At 73.7% G+C, this 23000-nt stretch carries 19 protein-coding genes and 1 pseudogene; 10 read left to right on the top strand and 10 right to left on the bottom strand.

The annotated features are described in order from the left end of the window. Positions 1–100 precede the first annotated feature (100 nt). The 5 genes from LG395_RS19020 to LG395_RS19000 all read right to left on the bottom strand — a co-directional run bounded on the left by LG395_RS19020 (position 101) and on the right by LG395_RS19000 (position 5191). Positions 101–421 carry an L-rhamnose mutarotase gene (locus LG395_RS19020; protein ID WP_225810581.1) on the bottom strand — a complete coding sequence of 107 codons (321 nt, stop codon included), beginning with the start codon at positions 419–421 and terminating at the stop codon, positions 101–103. A gap of 18 nt (positions 422–439) precedes the next feature. Further along, entirely contained in the window at positions 440–1519 is a 1080-nt protein-coding gene (gene rhaS / locus LG395_RS19015; protein ID WP_225810580.1) for a rhamnose ABC transporter substrate-binding protein, read from the bottom strand. A 123-nt stretch (positions 1520–1642) separates the two neighbouring features. After that, positions 1643–2617 (bottom strand): ABC transporter permease, encoded by a 975-nt coding sequence (locus tag LG395_RS19010; RefSeq protein ID WP_225810579.1) that lies wholly within the window; start codon positions 2615–2617, stop codon positions 1643–1645. After that, complete coding sequence (locus LG395_RS19005) at positions 2610–3677, bottom strand: ABC transporter permease (RefSeq protein WP_171150528.1); 1068 nt, start codon at positions 3675–3677, stop codon at positions 2610–2612. Before LG395_RS19005 ends, LG395_RS19010 begins: the two co-directional genes overlap by 8 nt. Beyond that, positions 3674–5191 (bottom strand): sugar ABC transporter ATP-binding protein, encoded by a 1518-nt coding sequence (locus LG395_RS19000; protein WP_171150529.1) that lies wholly within the window; start codon positions 5189–5191, stop codon positions 3674–3676. Before LG395_RS19000 ends, LG395_RS19005 begins: the two co-directional genes overlap by 4 nt. 305 nt (positions 5192–5496) lie before the next feature. Here LG395_RS19000 and rhaI point away from each other — a divergent pair, with 305 nt between their 5' ends. The 7 genes from rhaI (at position 5497) to LG395_RS18965 (ending at position 14462) form a co-directional block, all read left to right on the top strand. Then, entirely contained in the window at positions 5497–6657 is a 1161-nt protein-coding gene (gene rhaI, locus LG395_RS18995) for an L-rhamnose isomerase (RefSeq protein ID WP_225810578.1), read from the top strand. 135 nt (positions 6658–6792) lie between these two features. Next, a complete protein-coding gene (locus tag LG395_RS18990) occupies positions 6793–8832 on the top strand; it encodes a bifunctional aldolase/short-chain dehydrogenase (protein ID WP_225810577.1) in 2040 nt (679 codons plus the stop codon). 8 nt (positions 8833–8840) lie between these two features. Then, positions 8841–10292: a rhamnulokinase gene (locus LG395_RS18985; protein WP_225810576.1), complete on the top strand. Its 1452-nt coding sequence runs from the start codon at positions 8841–8843 to the stop codon at positions 10290–10292. 72 nt (positions 10293–10364) lie between these two features. Continuing rightward, positions 10365–11120 carry a (Fe-S)-binding protein gene (locus LG395_RS18980; protein ID WP_225810575.1) on the top strand — a complete coding sequence of 252 codons (756 nt, stop codon included), beginning with the start codon at positions 10365–10367 and terminating at the stop codon, positions 11118–11120. Beyond that, positions 11117–12595: a lactate utilization protein B gene (locus LG395_RS18975; RefSeq protein WP_225810574.1), complete on the top strand. Its 1479-nt coding sequence runs from the start codon at positions 11117–11119 to the stop codon at positions 12593–12595. The genes LG395_RS18980 and LG395_RS18975 overlap by 4 nt, the downstream gene beginning before the upstream one ends. Next, the gene (locus tag LG395_RS18970) at positions 12592–13233 is read left to right on the top strand and encodes a LutC/YkgG family protein (RefSeq protein ID WP_171150535.1); all 642 of its coding nucleotides are present in this window, start codon (positions 12592–12594) and stop codon (positions 13231–13233) included. Before LG395_RS18975 ends, LG395_RS18970 begins: the two co-directional genes overlap by 4 nt. 74 nt (positions 13234–13307) lie before the next feature. Beyond that, on the top strand, positions 13308–14462 hold the full coding sequence (locus LG395_RS18965; RefSeq protein WP_171150536.1) for a betaine/proline/choline family ABC transporter ATP-binding protein: 1155 nt from the start codon (positions 13308–13310) through the stop codon (positions 14460–14462). A gap of 6 nt (positions 14463–14468) precedes the next feature. On the opposite strand, the gene LG395_RS18960 is transcribed toward LG395_RS18965, so the two are convergent. The 4 genes from LG395_RS18960 to LG395_RS18945 form a co-directional block, all read right to left on the bottom strand. Further along, positions 14469–15410 (bottom strand): ABC transporter substrate-binding protein, encoded by a 942-nt coding sequence (locus tag LG395_RS18960; protein ID WP_225810573.1) that lies wholly within the window; start codon positions 15408–15410, stop codon positions 14469–14471. Then, positions 15407–16078, bottom strand: coding sequence for an ABC transporter permease (locus tag LG395_RS18955; RefSeq protein ID WP_225810572.1), 672 nt, complete (start codon positions 16076–16078; stop codon positions 15407–15409). The genes LG395_RS18960 and LG395_RS18955 overlap by 4 nt, the downstream gene beginning before the upstream one ends. Then, a complete protein-coding gene (locus tag LG395_RS18950; protein WP_225810571.1) occupies positions 16075–16755 on the bottom strand; it encodes an ABC transporter permease in 681 nt (226 codons plus the stop codon). The genes LG395_RS18955 and LG395_RS18950 overlap by 4 nt, the downstream gene beginning before the upstream one ends. A 669-nt stretch (positions 16756–17424) precedes the next feature. After that, on the bottom strand, positions 17425–17997 hold the full coding sequence (locus LG395_RS18945; RefSeq protein WP_225810570.1) for a TetR/AcrR family transcriptional regulator: 573 nt from the start codon (positions 17995–17997) through the stop codon (positions 17425–17427). Between the two features lie 135 nt (positions 17998–18132). Here LG395_RS18945 and LG395_RS18940 point away from each other — a divergent pair, with 135 nt between their 5' ends. The 3 genes from LG395_RS18940 (at position 18133) to LG395_RS18930 (ending at position 21438) form a co-directional block, all read left to right on the top strand. Continuing rightward, entirely contained in the window at positions 18133–18990 is an 858-nt protein-coding gene (locus LG395_RS18940) for an AAA family ATPase (RefSeq protein WP_225810569.1), read from the top strand. After that, positions 18987–20342, top strand: coding sequence for a vWA domain-containing protein (locus LG395_RS18935; protein WP_225810568.1), 1356 nt, complete (start codon positions 18987–18989; stop codon positions 20340–20342). Before LG395_RS18940 ends, LG395_RS18935 begins: the two co-directional genes overlap by 4 nt. 121 nt (positions 20343–20463) lie before the next feature. Next, entirely contained in the window at positions 20464–21438 is a 975-nt protein-coding gene (locus tag LG395_RS18930) for a D-cysteine desulfhydrase family protein (RefSeq protein ID WP_171150543.1), read from the top strand. A gap of 464 nt (positions 21439–21902) precedes the next feature. On the opposite strand, the pseudogene LG395_RS18925 reads toward LG395_RS18930, so the two are convergent. Next, positions 21903–22277, bottom strand: a pseudogene (locus LG395_RS18925) (LysR substrate-binding domain-containing protein); the annotation flags it as partial. Positions 22278–23000: the final 723 nt, after the last annotated feature.

Raw genomic sequence — 23000 nt, 5'->3', positions numbered from 1 at the left:
GCCGGCCGGGCCGCGGTGGCGGACGGCACGGACGGCGTGGGCGTCCCGTGGGGCGGCGCCCTGCCTGCTGGTGGACGGTCTCATCCGCTCGGCTCCCGCGTCACGCGAGGTGGAACACTTCGGTGAGCGGTCGCATGGCCTCGTCGGGCCGGGCACCGTCCAGCGACTCGAAGAACGGTGCCATGTCCCTCTGCCAGCGCGCGTTGACGTCGGTGGCGGCCATGCCGGCCTGGGCGGCGGCGAAGTCGTCGGTCTCCAGATAGCCGACGAGCAGGCCGTCGTCGCGCAGGAACAGCGAGTAGTTGTGCCAGCCGGTCGCCTTCAGGGCGTCGAGCATCTCCGGCCAGACGGCCGCGTGCCGCTCACGGTACTCGTCGAGCCGGTCCGCCCTGACCTTCAGCAGGAAGCACACACGCCGCATCAACTGGCCCCCGTCGTCTCAGAAGTCGAACTGGTCGATGTTCTTGGTGTCGAACACGGTCGGCTTGCCCAGGTTGATCACGCCGTCCTTGCCGATGGTGTACGTCGTGGTGCCGGCCTTGAAGGTCTCGCCCTCCTTGCCGGTGATCTGCCCCGAGGCCAGCGCGACCGCGGTCCGGGCGGCCAGGTCGCCGAGCTTGGCCGGGTCCCACAGCTCGAAGGCGTCGACGGTGCCGTTCTTCACGTACTTGCGCATGTCGTTGGGGGTGCCGAGCCCGGTCAGCTTGACCTTGCCCTTGTACTTGGAGCCCGACAGGTACTGGGCCGCCGCCTTGATGCCGACGGTGGTCGGGGAGATGATCCCCTTGAGGTTCGGGTGCTCCTGGAGCAGGCCCTGGGTCTGCTGGAAGGACTGCTGGGCGTCGTCGTTGCCGTAGGCGATCTTGACGAGCCTGACGTCCTTGTACCTGGGGTCCTTCAGCTCGTCCTTCATGTAGCCGATCCAGGTGTTCTGGTTGGTCGCGGTCTGCGCGGCCGACAGGATCGCGATCTCGCCCTTGTACCCGATCTGCTCGGCGAGCAACTGCACCTCGGTACGGCCCAGGTCCTCGGCGCCGGCCTGCGAGACGAAGGCGTTGCGGCAGCCGGGGCTGGTGTCGGAGTCGTAGGTGACGACCTTGATGCCGTTGCTCATCGCCTGCTTCAGCGCGGTGCACAGCGCGCCCGGGTCCTGCGCGGACACCGCCATGGCGTTCACCCGCTGCTGGGTGAGCGTGTTGACGTAACTCACCTGCCCCGCGGTGTCGGTGGCGCTGCTGGGCCCCACCTCCTTGTACGTGGACCCGAGCTCGGTGACCGCCTTCTCGCCGCCCTTGTCGGCGGTGGTGAAGTAGGGGTTGTTGACCTGCTTGGGCAGGAAGCCGACGGTCAGCCCCTTCTTGGTGGCGGCGTTCGGGTCGGCCTTGCCGGCCGAGGCGGCGGAGGCGTTGTCGTCCTTGACGTCCTTCTTGGTGGTGCCGCCGCACGCGGTGAGCGCGAGGGCGAGGGAGGTACCGGCGGCGAGGGCGGCGCAGGTGCGGCGGAGGTTCGGCTTGAGCATCGGATGGGCCCCTTGTCGTCAGGTGTGGGTGGTGCGCCCTTCCAGGGGCGCGGGGTGGTACGGCGGTGCGGCTCCGCCGTGTGGGCGCGGCCGGCCGCGGACGGCCCGCGGCCGGCGGACCGGCTATCCGGTGGAACCGGCCGCCCGGGCGAGGGAGATCTGCCGCGCGACCCGGGGGCCCAGCACGGACACCACGAGCAGCACGCCGGTGACGACGATCTGCGACTGGGCCGAGACGTTCAGCAGGCTCATCACGTTCTGCAGCGCACCGAGCAAGAAGACACCGGCGACGGCACCGCCGATCGTGCCCCTGCCCCCGTCGAAGTCGATCCCGCCCAGCAGCACGGCGGCGACGACGGACAGTTCGAGCCCGGTGGCGTTGTCGTACCGGGCACTGGCGTAGTGCAGCGCCCAGAAGACGCCGGTCAGCGCCGACATGGCCCCCGTGGCGACGAACAGCAGGAGTTTGGTCCGCTTCACCCGGATCCCGGCGAACCGCGCCGCCTCCTCGCCCGCTCCGATCGCGAACAGCGAGCGGCCGAACGGCGTGGCGTGCAGCAGCACCACGGCGACGGCGAGCAGCACCAGGAAGGGCAGGAAGGCCTGCGGCAGGAAGGAGTCACCGATGCGGCCGGCGGCGAAGTCCAGGTACCGCGAGGGGAAGTCCGTCACCGCGTCGGAGCCGAGCACGATCTGCGCGACACCCCGGTAGGCGGCCAGCGTGCCGATGGTGACCGCCAGCGACGGCAGCCCGAGCCGGGTCACCAGCAGGCCGTTGACCAGTCCGCACGCCACCCCGAGCAGCAGGCACAGCGGGATGATCGTCTCGATGGCCATGCCCTCGTTCCACAGCTTGCCCATCACCGCGCCGGACAGCCCGGCCGTGGACGCGACGGACAGGTCGATCTCGCCGGCGACGACCAGCAGGGTCATCGGCAGGGCGATCAGCGCGATCGGGAGCGTGTTGCCGATGAGGAACGACAGGTTGAGGGCGTTGCCGAAGCCGTCGACGAAGCCGAACGACAGCAGCAACAGGACGATGAGCAGCGCGCCGACGACCGTGTCCCAGCGGACCGCGCGGGTGAGCGACTCAGGCACCGGCCTTCTCCTTCGCCATGGCGGACCTCCTGGGGGCCGATGTCTTCTTCAGGGCGGCGGCCACGCGCAGCGCCACGATCCGGTCGACGGCTATGGCGAGCAGCAGCAGGACGCCGTTGATGGCGAGCACCCACACGGAGCTGACGCCGAGCGCGGGGAGCACACTGTTGATCGAGGTGAGCAGCAGGGCGCCGAGGGCGGCGCCGTAGACGCTGCCGGAGCCGCCGGTGAAGGCGATGCCGCCGACCACCACGGCGCTGACGACGGTGAGTTCGTAGCCGTTGCCGGTGCCGGAGTCGACGTTGCCGAACCGGGCCAGGTACATGGCGCCGGCGAGTCCGGCGAGCGCTCCGCAGAAGGTGTACGCGGCCAGGATGCGTTTGCGGACCGGGATGCCGGCCAGCCGGGCGGCCTCCGGGTTGGAGCCGAGGGCGTACAGTTCCCGCCCGCTGCCGTAGTGCTTGAGGTAGTAGCCCGTCGCCACGAGCACCACCAGCGCGATCACGGCGAGCCACGGAATCGCGGAGACGCCGCCGGAGCCGAAGTCGACGAAGCCGCCGGGCAGGTCGGCCGCGGTGATCTGGCGGGAGCCGACCCAGATGGAGTCGACGCCCCGGATGACGTACAGGGTGCCGAGGGTGACGACGAGGGCGGGGACCTGGCCGAGGCTGACGAGCAGGCCGTTGAGCAGCCCCAGGCCGACGCCCAGCAGGACGGCGAGGAGGATCGCGACGACCGCGTTGCCGCCGCCCTGGAGGTAGGTTCCGGCGGCGAAGGCGCTGATGCCGAGCGTGGAGCCGACGGACAGGTCGACGTTGCGGCTGAGGACGACCAGTGACTGGCCGGTGGCGACCAGCACCAGGATCGTCGCGTTCAGGAGCAGGTCCTTGATGCCCTGCTCGGACAGGAACTCGCTGTTGCCGGCCTGGGTGACGGCGATCATCACCAGGAAGACGGCCAGGATGGCGAGTTCGCGCATCTTGAAGACCCGGTCGACCAGCCGGGTGCCGCCGGAGCGGGGCACCCCGGCGACGGGGGTCTCGTCGGTGGTGACCGTCATGCGGTGGCCCTCCCGGTGGCTGCGGCCATCACGGTCTCCTCGGTGGCGTCGGCGCGGGGTATCTCGGCGGTGATCCGGCCCTCGTGCATCACGAGGACGCGGTCGGCCATGCCGAGGATCTCGGGCAGGTCGGAGGAGATCATCAGGACGGCGACGCCGTCGGCGGCCAGTTCGCCGAGCAGCCGGTGCACCTCCGCCTTGGTGCCGACGTCGATGCCCCGGGTCGGCTCGTCCACGATGAGCACCCGGGGGCCGGTGGCGAGCCACTTGGCGAGGACGACCTTCTGCTGGTTGCCGCCGGACAGGGTGGACACGGCGTCCGCGATCCGGGCGTACTTCACCTGGAGCCTCACGGCCCAGTCCAGGGACCGGCTGCGTTCGGCGGTCCGGTTCACCAGCCCGGCCCGGGAGGTCGTACGGAGCCCGGTCAGGCCGATGTTCCGCTCGATGGACATGTCCATCACCAGTCCCTGGGCCCGCCGGTCCTCCGGCACGAGGGCGAGTCCGGCCGCCATCGCGGCGGACGGGGCGCCGTTCGCGAGCCGGCGCCCGCCGACCTCGACCTCGCCCGCGTCCCGGCGGTCGACGCCGAACACGGCCCGGGCGACCTCGGTGCGGCCGGCCCCGACCAGCCCGGCGAGGCCGACGATCTCACCGCGCCGGACCTCGAAGGAGACGTCGGTGAAGACACCCTCGCGGGTCAGCCGCCGCACGCTGAGCGCGACCTCGCCCGCGCGGACCTCCTGTTTCGGGTACAGCTCGGCCAGGTCGCGGCCGACCATGCGGCGCACCAGGTCGTCCTCGCTCATGCCGGCGAGCGGCTCACCGGCGATCCAGGCGCCGTCCCGCAGCGTGGTGACCTGCTGGCAGATCTCGAAGATCTCCTCCAGCCGGTGCGAGATGAACAGCACGGCCGCGCCCTGTTCGCGCAGGGTGCGGACCACGCCGAAGAGACGGGCCACCTCGCTGCCGGTGAGCGCGGCGGTGGGCTCGTCCATGATCAGGACCCGGGCGTCGAAGGAGAGCGCCTTGGCGATCTCCACGATCTGCTGGTCGGCGATGGACAGGCCGCGGGCCGGCCGGCCGGGGTCGAGGTCGACGCCGAGCCGCCGCATCAGGGCCGCCGTGGCGGCGTGGGTGGCCTTGTGGTCGATGCGGCCGAGGGCGCGCCTGGGACGGCGGCCCATGAAGATGTTCTCGGCGATCGACAGGTCGGGGAAGAGGGTGGGTTCCTGGTAGATCACGGCGATGCCGGCGTCACGGGCGTCGCCGGGGCCGTGGAAGACGACGGGCTCGCCGTCGAGCAGCACCTGACCGGCGTCCGGCCGGTGCACTCCGGCGAGGGTCTTGATCAGCGTCGACTTGCCCGCGCCGTTCTCACCGGCGAGGGCGTGCACCTCGCCGGGCAGCAGCTCCAGGGAGACGTCCCTCAGGGCGCGTACGGCGCCGAAGGACTTCGAGACGCCCTTCAGTGCCAGCACCGGGGCCGGTCCCGTGTCAGGCGGGTGGGTCATGGGGGCTCCTCGACGACACCGGCGGAGGGGCCGCGAGGCCGCCACGGTGTCGTGAAAGGTTTCAAGTGGATTGCGGGGACCGTAGGCACCACAGTCATGTCACGTCAATGGGTCCGTGTCGAAAAACTTGCGATATCCAAACGTCACAGCCGGATCACGAACGGCGGGGCGCGCCGGAGTCCTTGACACCCCTGCGGGCGGCACCTAGCTTGCCGTTCTGAATCGTTTCATAACCGGCGTCCACATGCTCGGTCGTTCCGTCCGACATCCGCTCAGTCGCCCCCCGACACCACAGGAGCCCCGAAGTGACCGACCTCGCCGCGGTGAAGGCCGCGCTCAAGACCCAGGCCGTCGAGACGCCGTCGTGGGCGTACGGGAACTCGGGCACCCGGTTCAAGGTGTTCGCCCAGGCCGGTGTGCCGCGCTCGCCCTGGGAGAAGCTTCAGGACGCCGCCCAGGTGCACGCCTTCACCGGGGTCGCGCCGACGGTCGCCCTGCACATCCCGTGGGACACCGTGGAGGACTACGCGGCGCTCGCGAAGTTCGCCGAGGAGCGAGGGGTGCGGCTGGGCGCGGTCAACTCCAACACCTTCCAGGACGACGACTACAAGCTGGGCAGCATCTGCCACCCGGACGCGGCGGTGCGGCGCAAGGCCGTCGGCCACCTGCTGCGGTGCGTCGACATCATGGACGCCACCGGGTCACGGGACCTGAAGCTGTGGTTCGCCGACGGGACGAACTACCCCGGGCAGGACGACGTACGGGCCCGCCAGGACCGGCTCGCCGAGGGGCTGGCCGAGGTGTACGCGCGGCTGGGCGAGGGGCAGCGGATGCTGCTGGAGTACAAGCTCTTCGAGCCGGCCTTCTACACGACCGACGTGCCGGACTGGGGCACCGCCTACGCGCACTGCCTGAAGCTCGGCGACAAGGCCCGGGTGGTCGTCGACACCGGGCACCACGCGCCCGGGACCAACATCGAGTTCATCGTGGCGCTGCTGCTGCGGGAGGGGAAGCTCGGCGGGTTCGACTTCAACTCGCGCTTCTACGCCGACGACGACCTGATGGTGGGTGCGGCCGACCCCTTCCAGCTGTTCCGGATCATGTACGAGGTGATCCGCGGCGGGGGGTTCACCTCCGACGTCGCCTTCATGCTCGACCAGTGCCACAACATCGAGGCGAAGATCCCGGCGATCATCCGGTCGGTCATGAACGTGCAGGAGGCCACGGCGAAGGCGCTGCTGGTCGACCGAGCGGCGCTGGCCGAGGCGCAGGCTTCCGGGGACGTGCTGGGGGCCAACGCCGTGCTGATGGACGCGTACAACACGGATGTGCGGGCCCTGCTCGGCGAGGTCCGCCAGGAACTGGGGCTGGATCCCGATCCGATGGGCGCGTACGCCCGGTCCGGGTGGGCCGAGCGGATCGTCGCCGAGCGGGTGGGCGGGGAGCAGGCCGGCTGGGGGGCGTGAGGCGTCCGCAACTCGAGCGCCGTCGCGGGGTGCGGGCCCGTCGTGGTTTCCCGCGCCCACGCGGCGGAGCCGCATATCGACACGGCCCCGCGGCCCCTGTCGACACTCCCCCCTCCTGGAAAGGAACCCATGCTCATGACCACCCATCCCGAAGTCGACGCTCTCCTCGACCGCTCCCACCGGCTCGGCTCCGATCCCCGCAACACGAACTACGCCGGCGGGAACGCGTCGGCGAAGGGCACCGCCACCGATCCCGTCACCGGTGGTGACGTGGAGCTGATGTGGGTGAAGGGCTCCGGGGGCGACCTCGGCACGCTGACCGAACCGGGGCTGGCCGTGCTGCGGCTGGACCGGCTGCGGGCCCTCGTGGACGTGTACCCCGGTGTCGAGCGCGAGGACGAGATGGTCGGCGCGTTCGACTACTGCCTGCACGGCAAGGGCGGGGCCGCGCCCTCCATCGACACCGCCATGCACGGTCTGGTGGACGCCCCGCACGTGGACCACCTGCACCCCGACTCGGGGATCGCGCTCGCGTGCGCCGCCGACGGGGAGAAGCTGACCGCCGAGTGCTTCGGGGACAGCGTGGTGTGGGTGCCGTGGCGGCGGCCCGGGTTCCAGCTCGGGCTCGACATCGCCGCCGTCAAGGAAGCCAACCCGCGGGCCGTCGGGTGCGTGCTCGGCGGGCACGGGATCACCGCGTGGGGATCGACGTCCGAGGAGTGCGAGCGCAACTCGCTGCACATCATCCGGACCGCCGAGGCGTTCCTCGCCGAGAAGGGGAAGGCGGAGCCCTTCGGGCCGGTCGTCGCGGGGTACGAGGCCCTGCCCGAGGCCGAGCGGAGGGCGCGGGCCGCCGCGCTCGCGCCGTACGTCCGGGCTCTGGCCTCACAGGACCGCCCGCAGGTCGGGCACCTCACCGACTCCGAGGCCGTGCTCGACTTCCTGGCGCGCGCCGAGCACCCCCGGCTGGCCGCCCTCGGCACCTCCTGCCCCGACCACTTCCTGCGCACCAAGGTCCGGCCGCTGGTGCTGGACCTGCCGCCGGCCGCGCCGCTGGAGGAAGCCGTCGCCCGGCTGCGGGAGCTGCACGCGGCCTACCGCGAGGAGTACGCCGCCTACTACCGGCGGCACGCCCTGCCCGGCTCCCCCGCCATGCGCGGCGCCGACCCCGCCGTGGTGCTGGTTCCGGGTGTCGGGATGTTCAGCTTCGGCAAGGACAAGCAGACCGCCCGGGTGGCGGGCGAGTTCTACGTCAACGCCATCAACGTCATGCGTGGGGCCGAGGCCGTGTCGGCGTACGCGCCGATCGAGGAAGCCGAGAAGTTCCGCATCGAGTACTGGGCGCTGGAGGAGGCCAAGCTCCGGCGGATGCCGGAGCCCAGGCCGCTCGCCACGCGGGTCGCGCTCGTGACGGGGGCCGGCAGCGGGATCGGGCGGGCCATCGCGCACCGGCTCGCGGCGGAGGGCGCGTGTGTCGTCGTCGCCGACCTGAACGGCGACGGCGCGGCGCGGGTGGCCGAGGAGCTGGGCGGGCCGGACAAGGCCGTGGCCGTCACCGTGGACGTGACCGACGAGGAGCAGATCGCCGCCGCGTTCAAGGCGGCCTCCCTCGCCTTCGGCGGGGTGGACCTCGTCGTCAACAACGCCGGGATCTCCATCTCCAGGCCGCTGCTGGAGACGTCGGTCAAGGACTGGGACCTCCAGCACGACATCATGGCCCGCGGGTCGTTCCTGGTGTCGCGGGAAGCGGCGCGGGTGATGACCGCGCAGGGGCTGGGTGGTGACATCGTCTACATCGCTTCCAAGAACGCCGTGTTCGCCGGGCCGAACAACATCGCCTACTCCGCCGCCAAGGCCGACCAGGCCCACCAGGTGCGGCTGCTGGCCGCCGAGCTGGGCGAGCACGGGATCAGGGTGAACGGGGTCAACCCGGACGGTGTGGTGCGCGGGTCCGGGATCTTCGCCGGGGGCTGGGGGGCGCAGCGGGCCGCGGTGTACGGGGTGCCGGAGGAGAAGCTGGGCGAGTTCTACGCGCAGCGGACCATCCTGAAGCGGGAGGTGCTGCCCGAGCACGTCGCGAACGCGGTGTTCGCGCTCACGGGCGGGGACCTCACCCACACCACCGGGCTGCACATCCCGGTCGACGCGGGTGTGGCGGCCGCGTTCCTGCGGTGAGCGCGGGCGTGAAGTCGTACGCCGCGGTCGATCTCGGCGCCTCCAGCGGGCGCGTGATGGTGGGACGGGTAAGCGCGGACTCGGTGGAGCTGAGCGAGGCGCACCGGTTCCCGAACCGTCCGGTGCGCCTGCCGGAGGGGCTGCGCTGGGACATCCTGGCGCTCTACGGCGGTGTCCTCGACGGGCTGCGGGCGGCCGGTGCCGACTGCGGTGGACGGCTCGCCTCCGTCGGCGTCGACAGCTGGGCCGTCGACTACGGCCTGCTGGACGCCGACGGGGCGCTGCTCGGCAATCCGGTGCACTACCGCGACGCCCGCACCGAGGGGGTCGCGGAGAAGGTGTGGGCGACCGTGCCGGCGGCGGAGCTGTACGCGGCGACGGGCGTCCAGTACGCGCCGTTCAACACCCTCTACCAGCTCGCGGCCGCCCGGGACTCGGACCAGTTCGCCCACGCCGGGCGGCTGTTGCTGATCCCGGACCTGCTGACGTACTGGCTCACCGGTGAACAGGGCACCGAGCTGACCAACGCCTCCACCACCCAGCTCGTCGATCCCCGGACCCGGGACTGGTCGTACGAGGTCGCCGGGCGGCTGGGGATCGACCTCGGCCTGTTCGCGCCGCTGCGGCGGCCGGGTGATCCGGCCGGGACACTGCGGCCACAGGTGCTGGCGGAGACGGGCCTGACCGGTCCGGTGCCGGTGACGGCCGTCGCCTCGCACGACACCGCGTCGGCGGTGGCCGCCGTCCCGGCGGACGGGGAGCGCTTCGCCTACATCTGCACCGGCACCTGGTCCCTGGCCGGCCTGGAGCTGTCCGCTCCGGTGCTCACCGAGGAGAGCCGGGCCGCGAACTTCACCAATGAGCTGGGCCTCGACGGCACCGTCCGCTATCTGCGCAACATCATGGGCCTGTGGCTGCTCCAGGAGTGCGTACGGGCCTGGGGCGAGCCGGATCTGGGGGCACTGCTGCGGGAGGCGGCCACCGTGCCGCCGCTGCGCTCGGTGGTGGACGCCGGGGACGAGGAGTTCCTGGCGCCGGGGCGGATGCCGGAGCGGATCGCCGGGGCGTGCCGCGCGTCGGGGCAGCCGGTGCCGCGGACTCCGGCCGAGATCACCCGCTGCATCCTCGACTCGCTGGCCCTCGCCCACCGGCGGGCCGTGCTGGACGCGCAGCGGCTGGCCGATCATCCGGTGGACGTGGTGTACCTGGTCGGCGGCGGCACCCGCAACGCGCTGCTGTGCCAGCTGACGGCCGACGCCTGCGGGCTGCCGGTGGTGGCCGGTGCCACCGAGGCGGCGGCCCTCGGCAACGTCCTGGTGCAGGCCCGCGCGGACGGGCTCGCCGGCGATCTCGCCGCCCTGCGCCGGCTGCTCGTACGGTCCCAGCCGCTCACCCGGTACACGCCCCGCGGCGGCACCGGCCCGTGGCGCGCGGCCCAGGCCCGGCTCGCCACGCGGTGAGCCGCGGTCTCCCCTCGGCGCCGCCCGCCGATTACCCTGCACTCGTCCGATGACCGACACCGAGGAGCCGCGATGCGTGTCGCCCTGTTCCTGACCTGTGTCAACGACACGCTGTATCCGGACACCGGCCGGGCCGTGGTGAAGCTGCTGACCAGACTGGGTGTCGATGTCGACTTCCCGATGGCGCAGACCTGCTGCGGGCAGGCCCACTACAACACCGGCTACCGGCACGAGGCCGAGCCCATGGCCCGTCATTTCTCCGATGTCTTCGGGGAGTACGAGGCGATCGTGACCCCGTCCGGGTCCTGCGGGGCGATGGTGCGGGAGCTGTATCCCCGCATGGGCGAGCGGGCCCGGGCCGAGGGCCGCGGGGACGCGCTGGCACGGACGCTGGCGCCGGTGGTGCCGAAGACGTACGAGCTGACGGAGTTCCTGGTCGACGTGCTCGGGGTGACGGACGTCGGCGCGTACTACCCGCACACGGTGACCTACCACCCGACCTGCCACGGTCTGCGCGGGCTGGGTCTCGGCGACCGGCCGCGCCGGCTGCTCCAGGCCGTCAGGGGACTGGAACTGGCCGAGCTGCCCGGCGCGGACGAGTGCTGCGGGTTCGGCGGCATGTTCGCGGTGAAGAACGCGGACGTGTCGGCGGCGATGGGCGCCGACAAGGTGCGCAACGCCGAGTCGACGGGCGCGGAGGTGCTGTGCGCGGCCGACAACTCCTGCCTCATGCACCTCGGCGGCATGATGAGCCGGCTGCGGACGGGCATGCGGCCGGTGCACATCGCGGAGATCCTGGCGAGCACGGAGGAGGAACCGGCACGGTGACCGGAACATATCTCGGCATGCCGGCCTTCCCGAAGGCCGCGCACGACGCCGTCCACGATCCCGTCCTGCGGGGCAACCTGCGGCACGCCACCCACACCATCCGGGCCAAACGGGCCAGGGCGGTGGGCGAGTTGTCCGACTGGGCGGCGCTGCGGGAGGCGGGCCGGCGGATCAAGGACCACACCCTGCGCCACCTCGACCGCTACCTCGTCCAGTTGGAGGAGTCGGTCACCGCGGCCGGCGGTACGGTCCACTGGGCCGCGGACGCCGAGGAGGCCAACCGGATCGTCGCCCGGCTGGTCAGGGAGTCCGGCGAGTCGGAGGTCGTGAAGGTCAAGTCGATGGCCACGCAGGAGACCGGCCTCAACGAAGCCCTGGAGGCCGAGGGCATCCGCGCCTACGAGACCGATCTCGCCGAGCTGATCGTGCAGTTGGGCAAGGACCGCCCCTCGCACATCCTGGTCCCGGCCATCCACCGCAACCGGGGTGAGATCCGGGACATCTTCCGCACCGAGATGGGCGAGTGGGGCCGCCCGGCCCCGGAGGGGCTGACGGACACCCCCGCCGAACTCGCCGAGGCGGCCCGGCTGCACCTGCGGGAGAAGTTCCTGCGCGCCAAGGTCGGCGTCTCCGGCGCCAACTTCATGGTGGCCGAGACCGGCACACTGGTCGTCGTGGAGTCCGAGGGCAACGGCCGGATGTGCCTGACCCTGCCGGAGACGCTGATCTCGGTCGTCGGCATCGAGAAGGTGGTGCCCACCTGGCGCGACCTGGAGGTCTTCCTGCAGACCCTCCCCCGCTCCTCCACCGCCGAGCGCATGAACCCGTACACCAGCATGTGGACGGGCACGACGGACGGCGACGGGCCGCGCGCCTTCCACCTGGTCCTCCTCGACAACGGCCGCACCGACACCCTCGCCGACCGGGTCGGCCGCCAGGCGCTGCGCTGCATCCGCTGCTCGGCCTGCCTGAACGTGTGCCCGGTGTACGAGCGGGCGGGCGGGCACGCGTACGGCTCGGTCTACCCGGGCCCCATCGGCGCCATCCTCAGTCCCCAGCTCAGGGGCACGGCGAGCGAGATCGACGCCTCCCTGCCGTACGCGTCGAGCCTGTGCGGTGCCTGCTACGAGGTGTGCCCGGTCGCCATCGACATCCCCGAGGTGCTGGTGCACCTGCGGGAGCGGGTGGTCGAGGGCGGTCCGGCGGTGCGGCAGGGCAACACGGTGGTGCTCCAGCCGGCGAAGGGGCACGCGGCCGAACGGGCGGCGATGCGGGCGGCACGCTGGGCGTTCACGCACCCCGGCGCCCTGCGCACGGGCCAGCGGCTGGCCTCCCGCACCCGCCGGCTGCACCCTTGTGCCCTGCCCGGCCCCGGCCGTGCGTGGAGCGGTACCCGGGACCTGCCGGCCGTGCCGCCGGAACCGTTCCGGGACTGGTGGCAGCGCACGCGCGGCGGGAAGGACGGTGCGAAGTGAGCAGCAGGGAGCGGATCCTCGGCCGGGTGCGGCGCGCGCTCGCGGACGTGCCCGCGGACGAGGTGCCGTACGAGGAGGCCGTGTCCCGGGACTACCTGCGCGAGCACGGGCGGCGGACCACCGGGGAGACGGTGGAGCTGCTGGCGGAGAACCTGGTGGACTACCGGGCCGTCGTGCACCGCTGCGACGCGGAGGAGCTGCCGCTGCTCGTCCTGCGGCTGCTGGCCGAGCGCGGCTCACAGGAGGTGCTGGTTCCACCGGGGCTGCCGCCGGAGTGGCTGGCCGGCGCGGGTCCCGTGCGCGTTCACGACCGCGCGGCGGACACCGCCGGTCGGCTGGACCGGGTGGACAGCGTGGTGACGGGATGCGCCGTGGCCATCGCCGAGACCGGCACCATCGTGCTCGACGGCTCCCCCGACCAGGGCCGCCGCCGCATCTCGCTCGTCCCGGACCACCACATCTGTGTCGTCCGCGTCCCGGACCAGGTCGTCTCCTCCGTACCCCAGGCCCTCGAACGCCTCGACCCCACCCGCCCGCTGACGTGGATCTCCGGCCCGTCGGCCACCAGCGACATCGAGCTGGACCGGGTGGAGGGCGTCCACGGCCCCCGCACCCTGGAGGTGATCCTGCTCGGCTGACCGCACCCGCCGGGCGTCCGCCGGCCGGAGCACGGCGGAATGAGGCGGGCCCCGTCCTGCCGTACGTTGAGGGGATGATCCGGTTCGAGCAGGTCACCAAGCGGTATCCGGACGGTACGACGGCCGTGGACGGCCTCTCCTTCGAGGTGGCCGAGGGGGAACTGGTCACGCTCGTCGGGCCCTCCGGGTGCGGCAAGACGACGACCATGATGATGGTGAACCGGCTCGTCGAACCGACCTCGGGCCGGATCCTCGTCGGCGGCGAGGACGTCGCGGCCGTCGACCCGGTCCGGCTGCGCCGCCGGATCGGGTACGTCATCCAGCAGGTGGGCCTCTTCCCGCACCGCACCGTCCTCGACAACACCGCGACCGTGCCCGCGCTGCTCGGCTGGAAGCGGTCCAGGGCACGGGCCCGGGCAGCCGAGCTGCTGGACCTGGTGGGGCTCGATCCGAAGACCTACGGGCCGCGCTACCCGGAGCAGCTGTCCGGCGGTCAGCGGCAGCGGGTCGGTGTGGCGCGGGCGCTGGCCGCGGACCCGCCGGTGCTGCTGATGGACGAGCCGTTCGGCGCGGTCGACCCGGTGGTGCGGGAGCAGCTGCAGGACGAGTTCCTGCGGATGCAGGCGGCGGTGCGCAAGACGGTGCTGCTGGTCACGCACGACATCGAGGAGGCCGTCCGGCTCGGCGACCGGATCGCCGTGTACGGGCAGGGCCGCATCGAGCAGTTCGACACGCCGGGCGCGGTGCTCGGGGCGCCCGCGACGCCGTACGTCGCCTCCTTCGTGGGCGCCGACCGCGGGCTGAAGCGGCTGTCGGTCACCGCGATCGAGCCGGACGACCTGGAGCAGCCGCCCGTCGCCCGACCGGACGAGCCCGCCGGGCGGGCCCTGGAGCGGCTGCGGTCCGCGGACGCCCGGTGGGCGGTGGTCCTGGACACGGGCGGTGACCTGCACGGCTGGGTCGGCGTCGACGAGCTGCGGGCGGGCGGCACGGTCGGGGATCTCGCCCACCGCATGACCGCCTGGGTGCCGGTCGGCGCACCGCTGAAGCAGGCGTTCGGGGTGATGCTCCAGCACGACGCCGGGTGGGTCGCCGTGCTGGACGGGGCCCGGTTCCTCGGTGTGCTGACCCCGGCGAAGCTGCACGAGGCGCTGCGCCGTTCGGTGGACGCCGACGCGCGCGGGGTCACGCGGGGGCAGGTGCCGTTCGACTCGGTGGCGGACGCCTGACCCGGGTCACCTCAGCAGGCCCTTGTCCTTCAGGTAGGCGCGGGCCACGTCGGCGGGCAGCCGCCGCCAGCTGTCGACCTGCCGGTTCATGGCGGCCAGGTCGGCGGTGGTGAGCACGTCGTTCAGCCTGCCGAGCGCCTTCGCCACGCCGGCGCCGCCCGCGCGGGAGCGGTTGACGACGGGGACGACGTAGTCGGCGTTCTGCAGCCGTTTGTCGTCGGCGAGCAGGACCAGGCCGAAGGCGTCGAGGGTGGCGTCGGTGGTGGTGGTCAGCACCATCTGGTCGCGGCCCTCCTGCACGGCCCGCTTGGCCGGGGTGGTGCCCACACCCTTGGGGTCGATGCCGGTGACGTCGATGTTGTACACCTTCCTCAGCCCGGGCGCGCAGTACGGCCGTCGCACGCATTCGTCGCCCGCGGCGAGCCGTACCTTCAGCCCGGAGGCGCCGAGGTCGCTGAGGGTCCTGAGGTGGTGCCGGCGGGCGTAGGCGGCGGTCACCGCGAAGGCGTTCTGGTCGACGGCCCGGCCGGGCGGGAGGACGGTGAGGCCGCGGGGTGCCGCGAGGGCGCGCAGCGCCTTCATCGTGGTCCCGAGGTCGGGTGAGCCGGCCGGGGGCGCGTTCGCGCCGTGGGCCTTGGCGTTCAGCCAGTCGGCCAGGGTCGCCGCGTACTCGGGTACGACGTCGATCTGGCCGGACTCCAGGGCGGGCTCGTACAGCTCCCGGTTGGCGACCGTGAGCAGGGACGTCTTGTAGCCGGCCTGGTCGAGCAGCTGGGCGTACATCTGGGCAAGCAGGTCGCTCTCGGTGAAGCCGGCCGAGCCGATGGTCAGGTGACGGCTGTCCCCGGGGGGCGCGGTGACCTGCCCGCGGTCCTCCAGGGACGGGCCGGTGGCGCAGGCCCCCAGGGCGAGGAGGGCGGCGGTGGCGAGTGCGGTACGGGCTCTCATCGGCCGCCCCGCGCCCAGGCCGGTGCCACTCGCTCGGCGATCTCGAAGACGCCCTCGACGAGGAGGGCGAACACCGCGACGAGCAGCGCGCCCGCCACCACCTGGGGCGTGCTGGCGAGGTTGAAGCCCGCCGTGATGATCCGGCCGAGGCCGCCACCGCCCGCGAGCGCGGCGATCGTGGCGGTGGCGACGAGCTGGACGGCGGCGATCCGCACGCCGTTCAGCAGCAGGGGGAGCGACAGGGGCAGCTCCACGCGGAACAGCAGCTGCCGGCCGGTCATGCCCATGCCCCGGGCGGCCTGGACGACGCCCCGGTCGACCTCGCGCATGCCGACGTAGGCGTTGGTGAGCAGCGGCGGTACGGCGAACAGCACGAGGGCGACGACCGTGGGGCCGTCCCCCCACCTTCCGACCGGGGTCAGCAGGAGCAGGACCAGCACGGCGAAGGTGGGCACGGCCCGGCCGACGTTGGAGATGTTCACGGCGAGCGCGCCGCCCTTGCCGAGGTGGCCGAGGACGAGCGCGACGGGCAGCGCGATCAGACAGCTGAGGGCCAGGCAGCCGGCGGTGAGCAGGAGGTGCTGGAGCAGCCGGTGCCGGATGCCGTCGTCGCCCGACCAGTGCGCGGCGTCGGCCAGCCAGTCCCAGGCGGCGGTGAGGGTGCTCACGTGCGGGCCGCCCGCGTCCAGGGGGTGATCAGCCGCTGCACGCCCAGCAGGAGCAGGTCGGCCGCGACGGCGATCAGCACGCACAGGACGGACGCGGTGAGCACCTGCGCCTTGAAGTAGGTGTTCATGCCGGCGTAGATGAGGTTGCCGAGACCGCCGAAGCCGACGATCGCGCCGACCGTGAGCAGCGAGACCGCCGAGACGGTCGCGATGCGCAGGCCGGCCATCGCGGCGGGCAGGGCCAGGGGCAGCTCCACGGCGAGCAGCAGGCGGACGGGGCCGTAGCCGAGGCCCCGCGCGGCCTGCCGGGTCTCCTCCGGGACCGCGCGCAGGCCGGCGAGGATGTTGCGGACGAGCAGGGTGAGCGAGTACAGCACGAGTCCGGCGACGACCAGGGTGGCCGAGAGGCCGTAGAGGGGCAGGAGCAGGGAGAACATGGCCAGCGACGGGATGGTGTAGAGGATCGTCGTCACGGCGAGGACCGGCCCGGCCGCCCAGCCCCAGCGGCGGGCCAGCACCGCCAGCGGCAGCGCGATGACCAGGCCGACGAGGACCGCCAGGAAGGTCAGCTGGAGGTGCTGGACGACCGCGTCGAGCAGGATCTGGCGGCGGGTGCGCAGGTAGGCGCCGCAGATCCACTCGTTGCGCGCGAGGCAGTCGTCCGGAGGCGCGATCACGGCTCCATTGGACCGGACGGGCGAGCACGACGGCGCGTTGTGGTGGCCCGGACGGGGGGCGGCTGTCGTGGGCCGCGGGCAGTGCGGCGTGCCCTGACGTTCCGCACCGAGGGGCTGTGCCACGGCGGCCCGGGCCGGGGGCCGTCTCCGGGCGAGCGCCCCGCGGGGCGTGTGCGCGGCCGGCATGCGCCCCGCCGACTCACAGCGGGGCGGCCGGAGCCCCTGCCGCCCCGGCCGAGCGGCACGGGACCCGCGGCCGGGGCCACGGACGCATCCCGACCCCCGGCCACCCGGCACGAGCCCCGTCCCCCCGGGCCGGGCGGCACACCCGTAGCCGGCCGACACCAGGGCACACCCGCAACCCCCCGGACTGGCCGCCGTGCGCCCCGCAGGCCCGCAGCCGCACGACACCCGCCCTACCGGCCCCGGCCAAGCGGCACGGGACCCACGGCCAGCGCCACGGACGCATCCCGACCCCCGGCCACCCGGCACGAGCCCCGTCCCCCCAGGCCGGGCGGCACACCCGTAGCCGGCCGGCACCAGGGCACACCCGCAACGCCCCGGACCGGCCGCCGTGCGCCCCACCGGCCCGCAGCCGCACGACACCCGCCCTGCCGGCCCCGGCCAAGCGGCATGCGGCCTACCGCGAGAGCCGCGGGCGCATCCGCGTCAGTGGACTCCCGCCGCGTCCAGCAGGGCCGTCGCCGTCGCCGTGGCGAGTCCGTCGTCCAGGTGTTCCACCCCGGCGCCGGCGCGGGCGCTGGCGCCGTCGAAGACGAGCAGGAGCTGGCGGGCGAGCAGCCCCGGGTCCCGCGCGCCGCCCCGCTCCGCGGCCTCCCGGAAGGCGCTCAGCAGGAAGTCCTTGGCCTCGCGGGCGACCACGCTCGCCGGGTGCCCGGGGTTCTTCACCTCGACCAGCACGGCCAGGTACGGGCAGCCGTGGTACTCGGGTTCCACGGAGCCCTTCTCCACCTGTTCGAAGACGTACAGGATGCTCTCGCGCGGGGTCGCGGCCGCCGGGTCGGGATGGCTCAGCCGGGCCTGGTACGCCGGCATCCGCCGCTCCAGGCTGGCGGCCAGCATCTCGTCCTTGCTGTCGAAGAGCTGGTACATCGACCGCTTGGAGACGCCCGCCTCCCGGCACAGCGCCTCGATGCCGATGGAGACGCCGTCGCGGTAGGTGAGCCGTGCGGCGGCGTCGAGCAGCCGGTCGCGGGGGGACGCCTTCTCTTTGCTGGTCATACCGCGAGGTTACCGCGACGCCGCGCGAAGGACACCGATCGGTGTATAGCCTGGCGCACACGCTGAACAAGCGCTTAGATAGGAGATCGGCAACCGCCCTCACGGACCCCGTCCCCGACCTCGCCGGAGGCCCCGTTGTTCACGTCCGTCGACGACGTCTCCGCCCGCCTCGCCGAGACCGGCTACCTCGCCTCCCCCGCCGTCGCCACGACCGTGTTCCTCGCCGCCCGGCTGGGCAAGCCGCTGCTGGTGGAGGGCCCCGCCGGGGTCGGCAAGACCGAGCTGGCCAAGGCCGTCGCCCAGGTGGCCGGGGCCCGGCTGGTCCGGCTCCAGTGCTACGAGGGCGTGGACGAGTCCCGGGCGCTGTACGAGTGGAACCACGCCAAGCAGCTGCTGCGCATCAGCGCGGGCCGCGGCGAGAGCTGGGACGAGACCCGCACCGACATCTTCACCGAGGAGTTCCTGCTCCCCCGCCCCCTGCTCACCGCCATCCGCGGCGACGAGCCGACCGTGCTGCTCGTCGACGAGACCGACAAGGCCGACGTGGAGATGGAAGGGCTGCTGCTGGAGGTCCTCAGCGACTTCCAGGTCACGGTCCCGGAGCTGGGCACGGTCACCGCGACCCGCCGCCCCTTCGTCGTCCTCACCTCCAACGCCGGCCGCGAGCTGTCCGAGGCGCTGCGCCGGCGCTGCCTGTTCCTGCACATCGGCTTCCCCGAGGAGGAACTGGAGCGGCGGATCGTACGGCTGAAGGTGCCGGACCTCGGCGCGGCGCTGGCCGAGTCGGTGGTCCGGGTGGTCGGGGCGCTGCGCGCGATGGACCTGCGCAAGGCGCCGTCCGTCGCGGAGACCGTCGACTGGGCCCGCACCCTGCTCGCGCTGGGCGCGGGGACGCTGGACGAGACCGTCGTACGGGACACCCTCGGGGTGATCCTCAAGCACCAGGACGACATCCAGAAGGCGGCGGCCAAGCTCGACCTGGACGCGCTGTGACCGCCGTCGCCGACCGGATCACCGGCCTGGCCGCGGCCCTGCGCGCGCACGGGGTGCGGATCGGCACCGGGGAGACCGTGGACGCGGCCCGGGCGGTTACGGCGCTGGGCCTCGCGGACCGGGAGCGCCTGCGCGAGGGGCTTGCCGCGACGCTGCTGCACGGGCCGGGCCAACGGGCCCTGTTCGACTCGGTCTTCGACCTCTACTTCCCGCGCGGAGTCGGCGGTCCCGAGGACGCTCCCCGGGACCGGGAGTCCCTGCGCGACCGGCTGGCCGAGGCGCTGGCCGCTGATGACCGGGCGATGATGGCCCGGCTGGCGGCGGAGGCGGTCGACGGCCTGGGCGGGTACGGGGGCTCACCCGGCTCGGACGGCTGGTCGGCGTACCAGACCCTGGACCGGCTGCGGCCCCAGACCCTGCTGGCGCGGGTGCGGGCCGACGTCCGGGGCCGGGACGGCAGCGGCGGCACCGGGTTCGCGGACCGGCTGCTGGACGACGAGATCCGGCGCCGTATCGAGGAGTTCCGGCGGCTGGTGGGGGCGGAGGCCCGGCGCCGGGTGGCCGAGCGGCGGGGGCGGGACGAGATCGCCCGGCGGGCTGCGCGGCCGACCGCGGACCGGGTCGACTTCCTGATCGCGAGCCGGGACCAGCTGACCGAACTCCGCCGCGCGGTCCAGCCGTTGGCGCGAAAGCTGGCCACCCGGCTCGCCGCGCGCCGCCGCCGGGCCGCGCGCGGCACGATCGACCTGCGCCGCACCCTGCGCTCCTCGCTGTCCACGGGGGGCGTGCCGATGCGGCCGGTGCTGCGGCGGCGCCGCCCGGTCCGGCCCGAACTGGTGCTGCTGTGCGACGTGTCCGGCTCGGTGTCCGGTTTCTCCGACTTCACGATGCTCCTGGTGCAGGCCCTGCACGACCAGTTCGGCAAGGTGCGCGTGTTCGCGTTCGTCAACCGGCTCGACGAGGTCACCGGCCTGCTCGACCACGGCCGCGCCGACCCCGACGGGCTCAGCGCCCGCATCCGCGCCGGGGCCACGCTCACCGACTGGCACGGCAGCAGCGACTACGGCGTGGCGCTGGGCGAGTTCGCCGAGCGGTACGGCGGCGCGGTGGGGCCGCGTACGACGGTGTTCGTCCTCGGTGACGCCCGCACGAACATGAGCGACCCGAACCTCCCCGCCGTACGCGAGCTGGCCCGGCGGGCCCGGCGCGTCTACTGGCTCAACCCCGAGCCGCGCGACCGCTGGGGCACCGGTGACTCGGCGGCGCCCGCGTACGCCGAGCTGGTGGAGATGCACGAGTGCCGCACCGCCGCCCAGCTCAGCACGCTGATCGCGGGCCTGCTGCCGGTGTGAGGCCGGACGCGACCACGGTCGGCCGACCGGCTCCTCGCGACGGACCCGCCTCTGTGACGACGCCGGGCGTCCCGCCGTGATCCACTGGCCCCTGCACCGACACCGACCCGAGGACGACAACATGACCCACCCGCCCGTGCCGCTGGGCACCTTTCCGACCCCTCTGGAACCGGCGCCCCGGCTCGCCGCCGCGCTGGGGCTCGGACCGGAGGACCTGTGGGTGAAGCGAGACGACCTGACCGGCCTGGGCGGCGGCGGCAACAAGATCCGCAAGCTGGAGTGGACGGTGGGCGCGGCTCTCGCCGAGGGCGCGGACACGCTCGTCACCACCGGTGCCCCGCAGAGCAACCACGCCCGGCTGACCGCCGCCGCGGGCGCCCGGCTGGGGCTGGACGTCGTCCTCGTCCTGCGCGGCACCCCGGGCGCGTCCCGGTCCGGGAACCTCGCCCTGAACGGCCTGTTCGGGGCGCGGCTCGCCTGGGCCGGCGACGTGGACCAGGCAGGGCTGGACGCGGCGGCGGCCGAGGTCCGCGCGCGTCTGCGGTCCGCCGGCGCCCGCCCGGCACTGATCCCGTTCGGCGGCTCCGGCGTGCTGGGGGCCAGGGGGTACACGGGTTGTGGCAGCGAACTGCGCGAGCAACTGCCGGACCTGCGCACGGCGGTCGTGGCCCTCGGCTCCGGCGGCACGATGGCCGGGCTGGTCGCGGCCCTGGGCAGCGGGTCGGTACTCGGCGTCGACGTCGGCGCGCTGGCCGACCCGGCCGCGGCGGTCGCGGAGTTCGCCGCACCGCTCACTGCGGAGGCGGTCACGCCGGACACCCTGCGGATCCGCCGGGACCAGGTGGGCGCCGGCTACCCGGCCCTCACCGCCCCGGTACGGGAAGCCCTCCTGCTGGCCGCCCGCACCGAGGGCCTGGTCCTCGACCCCGTCTACACCGGCCGCGCCCTGGCCGGTCTGCGCGCCGCGGTGCGCGACGGCACCGTCCGCCCGGGCGAGCGGACGGTCTTCGTCCACACCGGCGGCCTCCCGGGCCTGTTCGGCCACACGGACACGATCGCCTTCGCGGAGGAGGAGGTGCGGGCCTTCGACGCGTAGAGCGAACCCTCCGGGCCGCTCCCCGGGCGGCCCGGCGAGGCGAGGGGACCAGTGGACGAAGACGTTCCGTCCTGCCGCTGGAGCGGGCCGGCGCACCGCCACGGCTGGTGGCCCCCCGGCGGGCGGTGTGCACGATGGCGCGGCACAGCTCCTGGCCCGGGTCGGGCCGCACCGTCCGCGGCTCCGACCGGACGCGGAGGCGGTGCTGTCCGATGCCGCCACGCACGCCATCGGCAAGGCCCCGCACCCGGCCGGACGGTCCGGTCCGGGCGCACGACACGAGGCCGCGGAACGGGAGTTGCCGCCGGAGCAACGTGTGCCCGCCGGCCTCGCCCGGTTCGCCGGCACCCACGCGTCCCGGACGGCTGCCGGGACCGGTGCGGAGGACCTGCCGGTGGGCCGCGTTCGCCGCCCCCTGTGCACCGGGGCCGGGACCTCCGCCGCGCGGACACCGCCTCCACCGGCTACCAACTGCGCGCCGCCCGCAGCAGGAGGGCGCGGACGCGGGCCACGTCGGGGTTGTCGGAGGCACCGGGGCGCTGGACGAGGAAGCCGGTGTTGATCGGCGGGTCCTCCGGTTCCAGCAGCGCGACGAGCGCACCGGACTCCAGCAGGTCCTGGCACAGGTAGCGGGGCAGCACGCCGAACCCGGCGCCGGCGGCCACGGCCGCGAGCACCCCGCGCAGATCGGGGACGGTCACGGCGGCGGTACGCGTCAGACGCCGGCCGAAGACGTGCCGCCAGTACCGGCGGGCGATCGGCAGGTCCTCGGCATAGGTGACGAGCGGAACGTCGTGCAGGACGGCGGGGTCGAAGGAGCCCGGCGCGGCGACCGCGGCCCCTTCGGCGCCCCGCACGGCGGCCCGGTGGGTCTCACCGCCCCACACGGCGGACTCCGCGTACTCGGCGCCCCGCGCGGCGGACCGGTGGACCTCACCGCCCCGCACGGCGGACTCCGCGTACTCGGCGCTCCGCACGGCCGACTCCGGCTGCTCGGGGCCCACGGCGGGCCCCTGACCCTCGGCGTCCCGCACGGCGGGGTCCCGTCCGTGGGCCCCGCTCCCCGTCTCCGGTACGACGCGCCCGCCGGCGTCCCTCTCCCGCACGGCGGACCCTGGGCGCTCGGCGCCCCGCGCGGCGGACCGGTGGACCTCACCGCCCCGCGCGGCGGACTTCGCGTACTCGGCGCTCCGCACGGCCGACTCCGGCTGCTCGGCGCTCCGCACGGCGGACTCCGCGTACTCGGCGCTCCGCACGGCCGACTCCGGCTGCTCGGGGCCCACGGCGGGCCCCTGACCCTCGGCGTCCCGCACGGCGGGGTCCCGTCCGTGGGCCCCGCTCCCCGTCTCCGGTACGACGCGCCCGCCGGCGTCCCTCTCCCGCACGGCGGACCCTGGGCGCTCGGCGCCCCGCGCGGCGGACCGGTGGACCTCACCGCCCCGCGCGGCGGACTTCGCGTACTCGGCGCTCCGCACGGCCGACTCCGGCTGCTCGGCGCTCCGCACGGCGGACTCCGCGTACTCGGCGCTCCGCACGGCCGACTCCGGCTGCTCGGGGCCCAC

Source organism: Streptomyces spinosus, from assembly GCF_020400655.1.
Classification (GTDB): Bacteria; Actinomycetota; Actinomycetes; order Streptomycetales; family Streptomycetaceae; genus Streptomyces; species Streptomyces argyrophylli.
The sequence above is the reverse complement of the archived record's forward strand: the minus strand, read 5'-3'. Positions and strand labels throughout refer to the sequence as shown.

Bases quoted from the DNA above. Each gene is read 5' to 3' on its own strand.
- LG395_RS18960 (WP_225810573.1), bottom strand. From the start codon at position 15,410: ATGAGAGCCCGTACCGCACTCGCCACCGCCGCCCTCCTCGCCCTGGGG.
- LG395_RS18945 (WP_225810570.1), bottom strand. From the start codon at position 17,997: ATGACCAGCAAAGAGAAGGCGTCCCCCCGCGACCGGCTGCTCGACGCC.
- LG395_RS19000 (WP_171150529.1), bottom strand. From the start codon at position 5,191: ATGACCCACCCGCCTGACACGGGACCGGCCCCGGTGCTGGCACTGAAG.
- LG395_RS19005 (WP_171150528.1), bottom strand. From the start codon at position 3,677: ATGACGGTCACCACCGACGAGACCCCCGTCGCCGGGGTGCCCCGCTCC.
- LG395_RS18930 (WP_171150543.1), top strand. From the start codon at position 20,464: ATGACCCACCCGCCCGTGCCGCTGGGCACCTTTCCGACCCCTCTGGAA.
- LG395_RS18965 (WP_171150536.1), top strand. From the start codon at position 13,308: ATGATCCGGTTCGAGCAGGTCACCAAGCGGTATCCGGACGGTACGACG.
- LG395_RS19020 (WP_225810581.1), bottom strand. From the start codon at position 421: ATGCGGCGTGTGTGCTTCCTGCTGAAGGTCAGGGCGGACCGGCTCGAC.
- LG395_RS18990 (WP_225810577.1), top strand. From the start codon at position 6,793: ATGACCACCCATCCCGAAGTCGACGCTCTCCTCGACCGCTCCCACCGG.
- rhaS (WP_225810580.1), bottom strand. From the start codon at position 1,519: ATGCTCAAGCCGAACCTCCGCCGCACCTGCGCCGCCCTCGCCGCCGGT.
- LG395_RS18980 (WP_225810575.1), top strand. From the start codon at position 10,365: ATGCGTGTCGCCCTGTTCCTGACCTGTGTCAACGACACGCTGTATCCG.